The organism is Nonomuraea montanisoli (assembly GCF_013363975.1).
Lineage (GTDB): Bacteria > Actinomycetota > Actinomycetes > Streptosporangiales > Streptosporangiaceae > Nonomuraea > Nonomuraea montanisoli.
This window is the reverse complement of sequence record NZ_JABWGN010000013.1, coordinates 209,332-223,089: the sequence shown is the minus strand read 5'-3', so window position 1 is coordinate 223,089 and position 13,758 is coordinate 209,332. Positions and strand designations below refer to the sequence as shown.

Annotated in this window: 11 protein-coding genes; 3 read left to right on the top strand and 8 right to left on the bottom strand. The window is 71.3% G+C overall.

The annotated features are described in order from the left end of the window. Nucleotides 1–2: 2 nt before the first annotated feature. The 3 genes from HTZ77_RS32115 to HTZ77_RS32105 form a co-directional block, all read right to left on the bottom strand. Nucleotides 3–1,247, bottom strand: a complete 1,245-nt coding sequence (locus HTZ77_RS32115) for an ABC transporter substrate-binding protein (protein ID WP_175593475.1) — start codon at nucleotides 1,245–1,247, stop codon at nucleotides 3–5. Nucleotides 1,248–1,326: 79 nt separating this feature from the next. Then, complete coding sequence (locus tag HTZ77_RS32110; protein ID WP_175593474.1) at nucleotides 1,327–3,726, bottom strand: phospholipase D-like domain-containing protein; 2,400 nt, start codon at nucleotides 3,724–3,726, stop codon at nucleotides 1,327–1,329. Further along, nucleotides 3,723–5,363 carry a beta-N-acetylhexosaminidase gene (locus HTZ77_RS32105; RefSeq protein ID WP_175593473.1) on the bottom strand — a complete coding sequence of 547 codons (1,641 nt, stop codon included), beginning with the start codon at nucleotides 5,361–5,363 and terminating at the stop codon, nucleotides 3,723–3,725. Before HTZ77_RS32105 ends, HTZ77_RS32110 begins: the two co-directional genes overlap by 4 nt. Before the next feature lie 149 nt (nucleotides 5,364–5,512). Here HTZ77_RS32105 and HTZ77_RS32100 point away from each other — a divergent pair, with 149 nt between their 5' ends. Beyond that, the gene (locus HTZ77_RS32100; protein ID WP_328808894.1) at nucleotides 5,513–6,688 is read left to right on the top strand and encodes an ROK family transcriptional regulator; all 1,176 of its coding nucleotides are present in this window, start codon (nucleotides 5,513–5,515) and stop codon (nucleotides 6,686–6,688) included. A 138-nt stretch (nucleotides 6,689–6,826) separates the two neighbouring features. On the opposite strand, the gene HTZ77_RS32095 is transcribed toward HTZ77_RS32100, so the two are convergent. The 3 genes from HTZ77_RS32095 to HTZ77_RS32085 form a co-directional block, all read right to left on the bottom strand. After that, nucleotides 6,827–8,503: a YncE family protein gene (locus HTZ77_RS32095; RefSeq protein WP_175593471.1), complete on the bottom strand. Its 1,677-nt coding sequence runs from the start codon at nucleotides 8,501–8,503 to the stop codon at nucleotides 6,827–6,829. Nucleotides 8,504–8,668: 165 nt separating this feature from the next. Beyond that, nucleotides 8,669–9,001: a DUF3140 domain-containing protein gene (locus HTZ77_RS32090; RefSeq protein WP_175593470.1), complete on the bottom strand. Its 333-nt coding sequence runs from the start codon at nucleotides 8,999–9,001 to the stop codon at nucleotides 8,669–8,671. A gap of 2 nt (nucleotides 9,002–9,003) precedes the next feature. Next, entirely contained in the window at nucleotides 9,004–9,231 is a 228-nt protein-coding gene (locus HTZ77_RS32085) for a hypervirulence associated TUDOR domain-containing protein (protein ID WP_175593469.1), read from the bottom strand. 186 nt (nucleotides 9,232–9,417) lie between these two features. Here HTZ77_RS32085 and HTZ77_RS32080 point away from each other — a divergent pair, with 186 nt between their 5' ends. Then, nucleotides 9,418–10,035 carry a hypothetical protein gene (locus tag HTZ77_RS32080; protein ID WP_175593468.1) on the top strand — a complete coding sequence of 206 codons (618 nt, stop codon included), beginning with the start codon at nucleotides 9,418–9,420 and terminating at the stop codon, nucleotides 10,033–10,035. Nucleotides 10,036–10,406: 371 nt separating this feature from the next. After that, a complete protein-coding gene (locus tag HTZ77_RS32075; protein ID WP_175593467.1) occupies nucleotides 10,407–11,810 on the top strand; it encodes a mycothione reductase in 1,404 nt (467 codons plus the stop codon). Between the two features lie 18 nt (nucleotides 11,811–11,828). On the opposite strand, the gene HTZ77_RS32070 is transcribed toward HTZ77_RS32075, so the two are convergent. Beyond that, on the bottom strand, nucleotides 11,829–12,416 hold the full coding sequence (locus HTZ77_RS32070; RefSeq protein WP_175593466.1) for a hypothetical protein: 588 nt from the start codon (nucleotides 12,414–12,416) through the stop codon (nucleotides 11,829–11,831). Nucleotides 12,417–12,639: 223 nt separating this feature from the next. Beyond that, nucleotides 12,640–13,623: a hypothetical protein gene (locus HTZ77_RS32065; RefSeq protein ID WP_175593465.1), complete on the bottom strand. Its 984-nt coding sequence runs from the start codon at nucleotides 13,621–13,623 to the stop codon at nucleotides 12,640–12,642. Nucleotides 13,624–13,758 lie beyond the last annotated feature (135 nt).

Sequence of the window (13,758 nt, the reverse complement as noted above, 5' to 3'; positions counted from 1 at the left end):
CGCTACTCCTTGGCCAGGATCTCGTTCATCTGCGCGGCGATCTCCCTGGCCGCGTCCGCGGTCGGCCGCTTGCCCGCCCACGCCTCGGCCAGGAGCTTGTTCTGCACGTCCTGCCACTTGGCGGTGTTCAGGGAGACGGGGTACGGCACGCCGTGCGGGATCGAGGCGTCGAACGCCTCCTTCAGGTGGTAGTTCGGGAAGGCGTCGAACCAGCCGTCCTGGGTGCCCGCCCGCGAGGAGACCGAGGCGCCGCCGGTGTCGCTGAGGATCTTCTCGGCCTCCTCGGAGGAGAGGAACGTGGCGAACTGCGCGCTCTCGACCGGGTGCTCGCTCTTGGCTGAGACGGCGTTGGCCAGGCCGAGCAGGATGACGGCCTCCTGCGCCGGCCCCTTGGGCAGGGGCGCCACGTCGACCTTGTCACCGCGCTCGGTGTTGGCCTTGAACGCGGTGGCGAGCCAGGAGCCGCCGTAGTACATGCCGTACTTGCCGGTCATGAACAGCTGTACGGGGTCGGTGTCGGTGGTCGCCTGGGCGGGCGGGGCGACCTTGTCCTTGTTGATCATGTCGGTCCAGAACTCCAGGCCCCGGATGGAGCCGGGCTCGTCGAAGCCCGACCTCTTGCCGTCGGCGGAGATGACGTGGCCGCCGGCCTGGACGATCGTGGGATAGAAGCCGCCCTGGTCCCACATGGGGGCCAGCAGGCCGTACTGCTTCTTGGCCGGGTCGGTCAGCTTCTTGGCGGCGGCCCTGAGGTCGTCCCAGGTCCAGTCGGCGGTCGGGTACGTGACGCCGGCCTTGTCGAAGAGCTCCTTGTCGTACCAGAGCACGGGGAGGCCGACGTCGCGCGGCATGCCGTACAGCTTGCCGTTGTATCGGTAGCCGTCCACGATCGCCTGCGGGAAGGCGCTGACGTCGGCGTTCTCGATGGGGGCGAGCACACCGCCCTTGGCGTACAGGCGGACGTTGAGGCTGTTCATCCAGAAGACGTCGGGGGCCGCGCCGCCGGTGGCGGCGGTCTGGAGCTTGATCCAGTACTGGTCCCAGGGGGTGATCTCCAGCTTGACCGTGACGTCGGGGTGCTGCTTCTGGAAGGCGCCGATGATCTTCTGGGTGCTGGCTTGGTCGTTCTTCTCCCAAATCGCGTAGCTGATCGTGATTTTTCCGGACTTGGTGGTGGTGTCGGTGCCGGAGCCACAACCGGCCAGGGTCACGGCCAGGGCGGCGGCCAATGTCATACGCAGACGCACAGGGGTTCCTTCTCTCTGGGAGCACCGGAGGGGGCAGGGTCTCGATCGCGAGGGGTCGGCGCGGAGGGCGGCGACCGGCTCAGAATCCGGTGTTGGTGAAGCCGGTCCGCGCCACGACATCGCTGTATCCGTTGACGTCGAAGTCCTCGGCGTAGAAGAGGTGGAAGCCGGTGGCGTCGGCGGCGACGGCGGTGGCCGACTGGCTGCCGGCCGTGTTCGGGTTCATGCGCTCGCAGGGGAACCGGCCGGCCGTCGTCCCGTCGGCGTTGAAGCCGCGGGCGTACACCTCGAACGAACGGCCGGCGTTCCAGATGTCGGACTCGGTCCAGCCGACGACGAACCGTCCACTGTCGTCGACGGCGACGGACGGCGAGCCCTGGACCGCGCACCTGTCGACCAGCGACACCTTCCCGCAGAGCGGCGGGTACTCCTTGCCGCCGTCGGCGACCGTGTTCGACTTGCCGCCGTCGGCGACCGTGTTCGGCGCGAACTTCCCGAACGCGACGGGGTTCTCCGCGAACCTCGATCCCAGCGACGGCGTCAGACCCCGTGTCCGCACCCGCCAGACGGTCGTCACGTCGCCGCCCGTGACCGCCACGTTGTCGCTCCAGGCGACGACGCTGTCGCCGGCCGGGGTCGTCGCCACCGCGGGGGCCAGGTGCTGGGTCGCCGCGTTGATGTTGATCTTCGTGGGACCGGCGACGGTCGCGCCGGTCGCCGAGACGCGCCTGCCGTACACGTCGGGCGCCTGCTGCCAGACCACGGTCGCGGTGCCGGCGCCGTCGACGGCCACGTCCGGCCGGTCGCCCGCGCCCACCTGGACCGGCGCGAAGGCACGCGAGGTCAGCGAGGCGTAGCCGGCCGCGCGGACGGTCGTGGTCGGCGCGTCCTCCCAGACCACCGTGAACCCGCCGTCGCCCCGGACCGCGATCCTCGGCCGGGTCTGGTCGCCGCTCCACTGCGGGTCGTTCGCCCAGATCGTCGAGCTCAGCGTGCCCGACGGCGAGAGCCTGCGCACCGCGATGTTGTGCTCGCCCCGGCAGTCGCCGTCCTCGGCCCAGGCGACGTAGGCGTTGCCCGTGCCGTCGACGCCGGCCGACGGCTGCACGTGGTTCCAGCCGGTCGCGCACCCGACCCCGCCCATCGAGACCTTCACCGGGCCGGTCACCGGCTGCCCGTCGTGGTAGATGCGCGCGTAGACCTCGGTGCCGTCCACCGAGGCGCGATCACGGTCGTCCTCCCAGGCCACGGCCGTGTAGCCGGCGCGCATGGCGGCCGCCCTCGGCGCCCGCTGGTCGTCGGGGCCGTTGGCGGCCATCTGGAGCGCGGCGTCCGGATAGGCGGAGGGGACGAACTTGATCATCTCGTCCAGCATCGCGGCGAAGTCCGCGTCGTACGCCGCGTAGATCCCCGCGTCGTCGATCCGGACGAAGGAGTCGTCCGAGGCGGTCAGCGAGCCGGCGTTGAGGTTGTGGGAGCCGGTGTAGACGTAGCGCCGCGTCGCGCCGCCCGCCGCCGCCGACGGCCCGTCCACCAGGAGGATCTTCGAGTGCAGGTTGTCGGGCGCGCAGGTGTCCCCGGCCGGGTAGTGGCAGCCGCCGGGCCTGAAGGTGTGCACCACGATGCCGCCCTTGGCGAGCTCCTGGGCGGTCGAGACCGTCTGGTTGCCCTCGGCGACGAGCACCTGGACGACGCACCCCTGCTGCTTCTTCGCCTTGAGCGCGTCGATGACGGCCGGCCTGTCCGTGGCGAACTGCGACTGCGCCACGCGGATCGTGCCGGGGCAGCCCACGTCCTTGATCATGGCCGCGACCAGGTCGGCGTCGCCGTGGGCGGACTGGTCGTAGGCGGTGTCGCGGGGCTCCATCCACACCGTGACCTTGCCGCTGGAGGAGGTGAAGGGCGCCTTCCAGGTCGTCCGCACCCGGGAGACCAGCGTGTCGAACACCTGCCGGTAGCCCGCGGCCAGCCCGGCGTCGCCCGAGCTGATCAGCATGTTCTGGTGGAGGGAGTCGTCGGCGCTGAGGTTCTGCGAGCTCTGCGCGACCACGTCGGTCCTGCCGTCCGTGAGGCGGCTGAACACGAAGAACTTGTGGTGGTTGATGTCGGTGTCCGGGCCGTTGCAGCCCATCGAGCAGAGCGTGACCGGTACGCCGGCGGTGGCCAGCTCGTCGAGCAGCGGGTCATGACCGGACCCCTCGGACACCACTCGTACGTCGACGCCGCGATCGTGCGCCGCCACGAGCTTGTCCTTGACGACCCGGAGCTCCAGCACGTACGTCGCCACGCGCAGGGTCGAACCCTGCTCGGCCAGGTCGATCAGCCCCAGCAACCGCGTCAGCAGGGAACCGTCGACCGTGCCGTCGACGCTCGGCCTGCTGAAGTACGCCGACAGCTCGGGAGTCGCCGCACGGGCCGGGGTGATCACGCCGAGCAGGCAGGATAATCCGATGAGGATGACGGACAGGCGTCTGGTCATGGGTGCCTCTCTCCACTGAGGTCGCGTCGGATGCCGCGGGTCCAGGCCGCCACCTCGGCCTCGGTCTCCGCCCGCTCGCGCGGCCAGCCCTTGACGTCCGGGCGCGTCTGCCACGGCTCGGGGCCGGTCTCCTTGCGGTACTCCACGCCCAGCGCGGCGAGCCGGGGCTCGTGGTGGCGCAGCCGTGCCCGGAAGTCGTCGAAGTCGCCGCCCGCGGGGCTCCACACGACCTCGGCGAAGGCCGACAGGCGGGGGAAGGCCATGTAGTCGAGCGCGCGAGGCGAGTCGATGTGCTCGGTCCAGAGGTTCGCCTGCGCGCCGAGCACGCGGACGGCCTCGGCCTCCGTGAGCTCCGGCGGCACCGGTTCGAAGGAGTGGACGTCGCGCAGCGAGATCACGCTGCCGATCGGGACCGGCTCGTCGGGCCGGTCCGACTGCCGGAAGTCGAGGTAGAGCTCGGTGAACGGGCACGTGATCACGTCGTGTCCGGCCCGGGCCGCCACGACCGCGCCGTACGTGCCGCGCCAGGACGCCACGGTCGCACCCGGCGGCAGGCCGCCCTCGATGATCTCGTCCCAGCCCAGCAGGCGTCGCCCGCGCGCGGTCAGGTGGTCGGAGAACTGGCGGACGAACCAGCTCTGCAGCTCGTCCTCGTCGCGCAGGCCGAGCTCGCGGATGCGCCGCTGGGCCGACGGGCTCTCCCGCCACTGCGTCTTGGGGCACTCGTCGCCGCCCACGCAGACGTACTCGCCGGGGAAGATCTCCATGACCTGGTCGAGCACGTCCCGGTAGAAGGCGAGCGTGGCGTCCTCGACGTTGAGCACGTTCGGGGAGACGCCCCACTGGGTGGCGACCTCCAGCGGGTCGCCGAGGTTGCCCAGCTCCGGATAGGCGGCGATGGCGGCCTGGGAGTGCCCGGGCAGCTCGATCTCGGGCACCACGGTGACGAACCGGTCCGCCGCGTACGACACGATCTCGCGCAGGTCGTCCTGGGTGTAGAAGCCGCCGTGCGGGCGGCCGTCGAACAGGCCGTGCCGGCGTGACCCCAGCGGGCTCTCCCTGCGCCAGGCGCCGACCTCGGTCAGCTTCGGGTACCCCTTCACCTCGAACCGCCAGCCCTGATCGTCGGTCAGGTGCAGGTGCAGCACGTTGAGCTTGTGCGCGGCCAGCAGGTCGATGTACCGCAGCAGGTCGGGCTTGGGCAGGAAGTGCCTGGCCACGTCGATGAGGCAACCGCGCCACCGGAATCTCGGCCGGTCCTCGACGATGACCGGGGCGACGAGCCAGTCCCGCTCGCCGACCGCGCCGCTGCGGAAGGCCGCGGGCGGCAGCAGCTGGCGCAGGGTCTGCGCGCCGTAGAACGCCCCCGCCGCGTCCCCCGCTTCGATGCGCACCCCGCCGGGGCGCACGGTCAGGCGGTACGCTTCATGGCCGAGCCCGGCCGCCAGGGTGAACTCGATCGCCCCGGGCCGCGCCTCTCCGGGCGGCAGCGGCAGGCCGGTCACGGGGAACAGCACGCCACGCAGCCAGCCTTCCACCCGCGCGAGCTCGGGGGGCGCGGCGATCACTGTGGCCGCGGTGAGGGTGAAGGGCTCCGTGCCGTCTCGGGTGAGGTGAACGGGTCGTGGCAGCAGCAAGTCAGGTCCCTGAGGGGTCGGGGGGCGGGGGGCGGGATTCGGCGGTCGTGTCGCCGTACGGGCGGGCGGGCTTATGTCGCGGTGGATGACCGTCCCGGTGGGAATTTATGATGAAGTCCACCATTAAGATTCGTCAAGAAGGGTTATCCGTGACGCACCCCGTGACCGGCGGCGACCTTCAACGGCTCCGGCGTCTCAACGCGCTCTCCGCGCTCGCCGCCCTGCGCGCCGGCGGCCCGATGACGCTGACCCAGCTCGCCGAGCGCGCCGACCTGGCCAGAGCCACCATCAAGGTGGTGGTCAGCGACCTGATGGAGCTGGGCTGGGTGGCCCAGATGGATCCGAGCGGCGGCGAGAAGGGCAGGCCCGCGCGCCGCTACCGGTTCCGCGGGGAAGCGGGCCGGGTGCTGGGGCTCGACATAGGAGCGCACAAGGTGCTCGGGGTCGTGGCCGACCTCGACGGCAACGTCCTGCACACCACGCGCGAGCCGGTCACCCCCGAGCAGCCGCGCGCCGAGCGGCTGGCCGCCGTCGACAGGGTCGTCGACGCCTGCCTGACCGGCTCGGGCGCCTCCGCCTCCGACGTCTGGATCGCGGTCGCGGGCAGCACGGGCTACGTCGACCTGCAAGGACGCGTCGTCCTGTCACGGGCCATCCAGGACTGGTCGAGCGTGCCGCTGGCCGATCACGTCGGCGCGCGGCTGGGCTGCGCGGTCCTCGTGGAGAACGACAGCCGGCTCGCCGCACTCGCCGAGTGCCGCAGGGGCATCGCCCGTGACACCCCGAACCTGATCTTCCTGCACGTCGGCAGGCGGGCCGGGGCCGCCGTCGTGCTCGACGGGGTCCCCCTGCGCGGCGGCGGGGGCGCGGCGGGCGAGATCGGCGTGCACCCGCTGTTCAACCTCGGTCACGTGGGCGAGCTCCTGCAGGCCGTCCCCGCCGTGGAACCCGGCACGCCGCCCGACGCGGTCGCGGGGGCGGTGTTCGAGGCCGCCAGGCGCGGCGACGCCGGCGCGCGCGGCGCCGTCCTGCGGTACGTCAAGGTGCTCGCGCTGGCCACCTCCGCGATGGCCCTCACCGTCGATCCCGACCTGGTGGTGCTCGGCGGGGGCTTCTCCCGGTCGGCCGACGTGCTCCTGGAGCCGCTGAGGGACGAACTGGAGACGATGTGCCTGCGCACGCCGGAGCTGCGGGCCTCGGTGCTCGGCGACGAGTGCGTGGCGGTCGGCGCCGTCTGTTACGGCGTCGAGCACCTGTCCAAGACGCTCTTCAACCCGGAGACCGGCCCGTTGCCCGCGGATACCCCTCCACCATTAATGGTTTAGTTCACCAATATAGAGAGGGTATAAGCCCCGGGGCCCGATGCCGGTGTCGATGACCAGCGCGGCCTTCTCATTCGCCCTGCAACGCACGCCGCTCAGATCAGGAGAGGTCCCGCCCCAGTCCTGACCAGAAGGGCGCGATCATTCGATGCTCTGCTTGACCTCCACCTCGTGCTCGGCCTTCGCGGGCGTATAGCCGGCGTTTCCCACCCACTCGACGGTGTAGGTGTAGTGCCCTGTCTCGGCCGGTCTGTCGGAGAAGCTGTACGTCCCGTTCTTACGGGCGGGCACCCCTGGCAGCGTGGTCGTGACGGTGCCGTTGGCGTTGGTGACGGTGCGCTTCACCGTGAGCGGGTAACCCCATCCCGAGGGCGGGGGCGTAGGCAGCAGCACGCCGCTGAGTGTCAGGGCGGCGCCCACGGGCCATTGCGAGGGACCCGTCACCGTGAGCGACGAGGTGTTCTTGACCGTCACTTTCGCCGAAGTCGTGCTCCAGCGAACAGCGTCGTCACCGTCCCAGAGCACGGCATAGATGTACGCCCCGCCGACCGCCGGGGTGTCGGTGACGGTGAAAGTCCCGTCCGGAGCGGTCGTCACGCCGGCGAGCGTCTCGGTGGTCCCGTCGGGCAGGCGGCGGGTCACCGTGAGCGGCTTCGCCCCCGCCGCCGCTCCGCCGGGCAGTTCGAGGCGGCCGGTCAGCGTGAGCGGCTGGTTCACCACACCGCCGGGCGGGGGCGTCAGCGTCAGCGCGGAGGCCGGGAAGGTGATGTCCTCCACCCGCCACAAGTGCAGCCGCCTGGAGGAGGCGGCCTGCACGGCGAAGACGTCGGTGCCCGAGAACACGAGGCTTCCTGTGCCTCCGGCCACCGCCAGGTTGTCGAGCGCGTGGATCGTCGCCCCCGTCACCGCGTCGTACATCACGAGGTCCGCGCCGTCAGCGCCCCCGACCACCACGTACGCCCCGTCCGGGCTGGTCGCGACGGAGGAGGGGAAGCCCTCGGTGGCCGGCTCCCCCGCATAGGAGCGGATTCTCTCCAGGCTGTCGGCGTCCCACAGATCGGTCCTGCGTTCGGTGGAGGCCGCCGAGAAGAACTTCGACCCGTCCGGGATGACAGCGAGACCGCCCACATCGCCGAAGTCGTGTGTGAATCCGTCGATCTCGCCGCGCAAGGTGGGAGTACCGCTCACGTCATAGACGAACAGGTGGTCGGTACTCGTCGCCACTTGACCCACGACCAGCGTGCTCCCGTTGGCGGCGAGGAGTGGAGCACCGGCGATCTCTGATGCGACCACGGTCGGCTGTGGTGCCGTCACCGTCAGATCAAGCCCGATCACGCCGCCGTCCCCGTTGCTGTCGCAGCCGTAGCCCACCCACAGCCGCTGGCCGGACCGGGCCAGGTGCGTCGGGCACGGATACGACGGGAGGTCGATGCTCCGGGTGATCTCCAGGGTGGCCGTGTCGATCTCGACGACCTGCTGCGGACCGACCAGCGCCGCGTACAGGCGCGTGCCGTCCTGCGACGTCGCCAGCCCGGAGGTCTCCGTCAGCCCGCCGACCTCGCCCAGGAGGTCACCGTCCATGCCGGCGACCACGAGTTTGTCCCCGCTCGAGACGAAGACCTTTCCGTTGCCGAGGGCCAGATCACCCGGTCTGTAGAGGCTGGAGTCCACGCCGAGGTCCGTCGTGGTGTCGGCGGCGGAAGCGGCCGGGCTCAGCGCGACGAGGAGCCCGGCCGCCGTGGCCAGGGCCGCGACGAGGCTCGACGACCGGTGAGCGGGCCGGGCGGACGGTGAAGCGAGAGGACGGGAACGTGCCATGGATAACAGACGCACGGAGGTCTCCGCTCGTGAGGCGATGGGAAAGATCCAAATGCTGTGATCCAAGCCAGAAACCGCGTACTCCGTCAAGATCGACAGCCGACGATCGTCCCAGCTGCACGCCCACCGGGGTCTGGGCCACCAGGTGCGCGGGGGAGCGGATCGTCACTTGAGAGGATCGTGGCCCCAGTTCATCAGCGAATGGCGCCACCTGGTCTCGCGGACGTCACCCGAGGGCCGTTGCGCCAGGTGACGGCGGATGTAGCCGATCACCTTGCGCATGTGCGCGTAGTCCGGCTCGGTGAGGGACTCCTTCTCCGCGTGGAGCAGTTCGACGATCTTGCGACCGGATTCGTGCCCGGTCGATTCACCTCCGTCGCTCTTCTGCCCCACCGCCTTGGACTCGTCGGTGGCCAGCCAGCTCTCCAGTTCCTTGGCGGTCATGTTCACCGCCCGCCCGAACTCCGCCGCGATCGCCCGCTCCTCCTCCTCGGTCATCGCTAGTCCTTGTTCTTACGCATGGCCGACGGTTTGTGGACGGCCTTCTTGCCGCTCTTCTCGCTGCGTACCACGTACTGAGGGTCGTCGGGCGAGGCGGCCACGGTGCGTCCGGCCTCCTTCCGCCTGTCGGTGATCTTCTTCTCGACCTTGCCGTGGGCGGTGGATCCATGGCTCTGCCAGGTGACCTCGTCGCCTACCGCCGGGTCGTCCTTGTTCTTCTTCGCCATGAGCTGCGCCCTACCCCGACGTCCGCTCGCACGCCGCACCGCGGTCATGGATACGCCCAACTTCGGGTCAAGGAGCCCCGCCGGCGTCCGGTCCGGAAGTCCCTCGGGCGGGGAAGACGGCTCACCCGCTCAGGTGATCTGCCGAGGCCGCCGCCTGAAGACGCTGGAGGTGCGGTTCCGCTGCTGGTGCTGCCGGTGCAGACGGCGCTCCAGTGGATGGGCGCCGTCGACGAGGTCCCTTACGAGAACGTCTGGTGGAAGATCCTGGCGACCGCCCGGTACGTGCCCGCGGCCGCCCCGGCCGGCAGCCGTGACGGCCTGGACGTGCCCGCCCAGCTCGCGGGCGTGCTCTGCCTGGGCGGGCTGACCTGGGCGCTGATCGAGGCCTGGCCGCACGGCTGGGCCTCTCTCCCGGTGCTGGGAGGCCTGGGGGTGTCCGCGTCGGCGTTGCCGGCGTTCGTGCTGCTCGAACGGCGGGCACGGGCGCCCATGCTGCCCCTTGAGCTGTTCGGCGCGCGGCGATTCTCGGCGTCGGCGGTGCGCCGGCCTGCTCGCCTGGCTCGTCGCCGACCGCGGCACGAGCTACTGGACGTTGCTCGCGCCGCTGGTGATGACCGGGTTCGGCGTCGGGTCGCCATGCCGGCGGCGACCGCGTCCATCATGGAGGCCGCCCCGGCCGCGCTGGCCGGGGCGGCGTCGGCCGTCCTCAACGCCGCCCGCCAGACGGGCAGCGCGATCTGGCCCTGGTCGGCACGCTGGTCGCGCACGGCGGCCTCGTCGCGGGCCTGCACGCCGGGGCGCTGATCGGCGGCCTGGGGTTCCTGGCCGGCGCCGCGCTGACCTGGTCATCGGCCAGGTGACGCGTACGCGCTCAGGCGGGGACGTCGGTCAGGCGGCGCAGGGTGAACGGCTCGATCATCGCGTGCAGCTCCCGGCGCAGTCGCTCCTGCCCGGGTCCGGCGGGACCAGGCAGGAGCCGGCCCGCCCCGGCGGGAAGAGGGACCGGCCGGTGCGGTGTTCAGCACAACCGGACCCCTCCAGGAGGTGCACGACATGTCAGGACCCGACGGCCGGCCCTTCGGAGAGCGAGCGGCCATGTCCGCACCGGCGGCGTCCCCCGCCCCGAACAGCCGCGACACCCCCCTCACCCCCACGAGCCGTTAGGGATCCCCTCCATGGACCAGCACTTCGACCTCGTCGTCATCGGCTCCGGCTCCGGAAACCCGATCGTCGACAAGCGGTTCGCCGACTGGAAGGTCGCCATCGTCGAGAAGGGCGTCGGCCCGCTCGACAGCTTCGGCGGCACCTGCCTCAACGTCGGCTGCATTCCGACCAAGATGTTCGTGCACACCGCTGACACCGCCCGCGTGCCGGAGCACGGTGCCGCGCTGGGCGTCGACCTGGCCCTGCGCGGCGTCGACTGGCCCGCCGTACGCGACCGGATCTTCGGCCGCATCGACCCGCTCGCGGCCGGCGGCGAGCGCTACCGCGCGACGGGGCGCGAGAACGTCACCCTCTACCGCGGGACGGCCCGCTTCACCGGCGAGCGCCGCCTGGCCGTGGACACGGCGGACGGGCCCGTCACGATCACCGCCGACCAGGTCGTGGTGGCGGTCGGCAGCCGCCCGGACGTCCCGGACGTGCCCGGCCTGGACCACGCGCTCGGCTACCACACCAGTGACACCGTCATGCGCCTGGACCGGCTCCCGCGCCGCATGACCATCCTGGGCTCGGGGTTCGTCGCCACCGAGATGGCCCACGTGTTCTCCTCCCTGGGCGTCGAGATCAGCGTGATCGCACGCAGCGAATCACTGCTGCGGCACGAGGACACGGACGTGGCGCGGCGCTTCACCGAGCTGGCGCGCGACCGGTGGGACGTCCGCCTGAACCGCAAGCTGCTGAGCGCCGGCAGAGAAGGCGACAAGCTGCTCCTCGACCTTGAAGGCCCCGAGGGCGCGGAAGTGTTGGAGACCGACGAACTGCTGGTGGCCACCGGCCGCCGGCCCAACTCCGATCTCGTGGACGCCGCCGCGGGAGGGCTCGCCCTGCACCCGGACGGCCGCATCGTCGTGGACGGGCGGCAGGCGACCTCGGTGGCCGGAGTGTGGGCCCTCGGCGACGTGTCCTCCCCCTGGCGGCTCAAGCACGTCGCGAACCACGAGGGGCGCACCGTCCAGCACAACCTGCTGCACCCGGACGATCTTCGCAGCTCCGACCATCGTCACGTCCCCCACGCGGTGTTCTCCTCCCCGCGGATCGCCTCAGTGGGCATGACCGAACAGGAGGCGCAGGTCAGCGGGCGCGCGTACGTGACCGCGACGCGGGAGTACAGCGGGATCGCGTACGGCTGGGCCATGGAGGACACCACCAGCTTCGCCAAGGTGCTGGCCGACCCCGCCACCGGTGAGCTGCTCGGCGCGCACATCATCGGCCCCGAGGCGCCGGCGCTGATCCAGCCGCTGATCCAGGCCATGTCCTTCGGCCTGGACGCCCGCTCCATGGCCAGGGGCCAGTACTGGATCCATCCGGCCATGCCCGAGGTGGTGGAGAACGCCCTGCTCGATCTGCCGCTCGACTGATCGGGCGACAGCCGACGATCATGGCCGGGACCGCACGTCGCGTTCGTCCGAGGTGCGGTCCCCCATGGGGGCCGGTACGGGGTTCACGTCGAAGTACGGGCTCAGCAGCGGGCCCAGCGTGGTCGCCATCAGCAGGTCGCTCGGCTCGATGACGCGCCGATCACCGTCGAACGGCACCCCCAGGGTGCTGACCGCGCCCGTGGCCGGTGACCTGATGACGATCTTCAACATGTCGTCTATGCCGTGATGGCGCAGGAATGTGTCGGCGAAGTCGCGCTCCGGCTCGGTCGCCCGCGGGCGGAGTCGTCCGAGTGTCGCCACGCCATGGCGGGTCAGGCAGGCGATCCCGTCGCGCGAGGCGAAGGGATTGTGCAGGCGCCACCGTTCGACGTACTCCTCCACGAAGTCCGGCCGGAACATGGTGAGGTACTGTTCCTCGCCATCGCCTCCCGGCGCCAGATACGCGGGGTTCTCGGCCACGAACGCGTCGATCCACCCGAGATGGACGGCCACGGCCTCGGCCAGCACCGGATAGAGCTCGCCCCTCCGAGCCCCGGCCACTCGCTCCAGCACCTTGATGAGCCTTCGGTATTCGAGCTGTTCCACGGATCCGCCATCGCACTCTGTTGATCGCTTCAGGAGAGCAGCCGGTACGGCGGGCTGCGGCGTTCTCGCCTGCTCAAGGATTCCGTAACAGGTGGCCGTTCATCCATCACTTGACCAAGGAATCCTGTCCAAAGGCCCATGTCCCGTGGCGCTCCCCGGTCGCGAGTGATGGCAGATCCGGCAAATGCCTCGATCGGCGGCCGTCGCCCCGCCGCTCGCCATGTCACCGCGTACGCCGGGCGAGCAGGGCCAGCAGGACGATCATGACGACTCCGAGCGCGGCCAGCGACACGCGGTCGGCGGTGGTGTCGCCGTTGGCGATCACCCCGAACGCGGTGTGGGCCACGAGCGCCCCGCCCGCCAGCGCCAGGCTGTGCCGGTCGCGCCACCCGCCGTGCGCCGTCCACCGGCGCAGCAGCATCCCGGCCGCCACCGCCAGGAGCGCCGCCGCCACCATCGGGACCACCACCCAGCCGCCATGGGTGAAGGCCGGGTGCCGGGCGCCGCCGAAGGGGAACAGCAGCGCGAGGTAGCCGAACGCCACCACCCCGGCCAGGCACGCGACGACCGGCGGCGCGGGGACCGCCCGGGACGCCGCGGCCGGCGGGACCGGCGGGCGGGGGACGAACCGCAGCGCGAGCAGCGCGAGCACCGCGATCGCCAGCGCGAACGCCGCCAGAGCCGCCGGCGGCGCCTGGTAGCCGGGGTCGACGAAGGCGGTCGTCCACCGCAGCAGCAGGGCGCCCAGCACGAACACCACCCCCGCCACGACCAGCCCGGTCCGCCCGAGATACGGCCGGTGGCGAAGGGCCGGGACGACGAGATCCACCAGCAGGATCGGCAGCGCCACGCTGAAGACCGCGTGGTAGGGGATGTTCAGCTCGGTGTAGGCGCTGTTGAGGCCGAGGATCCTGGGCGCCCAGCCGGCCACGCCGTAGAGGGTCGGGCTGGTGAGCGCCTGCAGCGCCAGCCCTTCCTCCACGATCCCGTACGCGGCCCCGAGCAGCAGGACGGCGTACCAGCCCCGGCCGGTACGGCGTACCAGCTCGCGGATCAGCACGGTGCCGGCGCCGTAGATCGGCGTCCACAGCAGCAGCAGCCACGCCTGGCGGAGGGGCGGATTGCCGAGCGTGAGCTCGGCGACGACCGGGGTGAGCCCGGCCAGCAGGAGCGCGGCCCACCGGCCGCGTGCTGGTGAGGTGACCATGCGCCCACGGTCTCCCGCGGCGGGCGCGGCGCGCTGCTGCCGTCGGGCCGGTCCGTGGCCTCTTCGGTCGCTGCCGGGTGGTGACTTTGGTTGCCATGGCGGGGGCGGCGAGGGAGACCTTGGTTGCTTACCAGG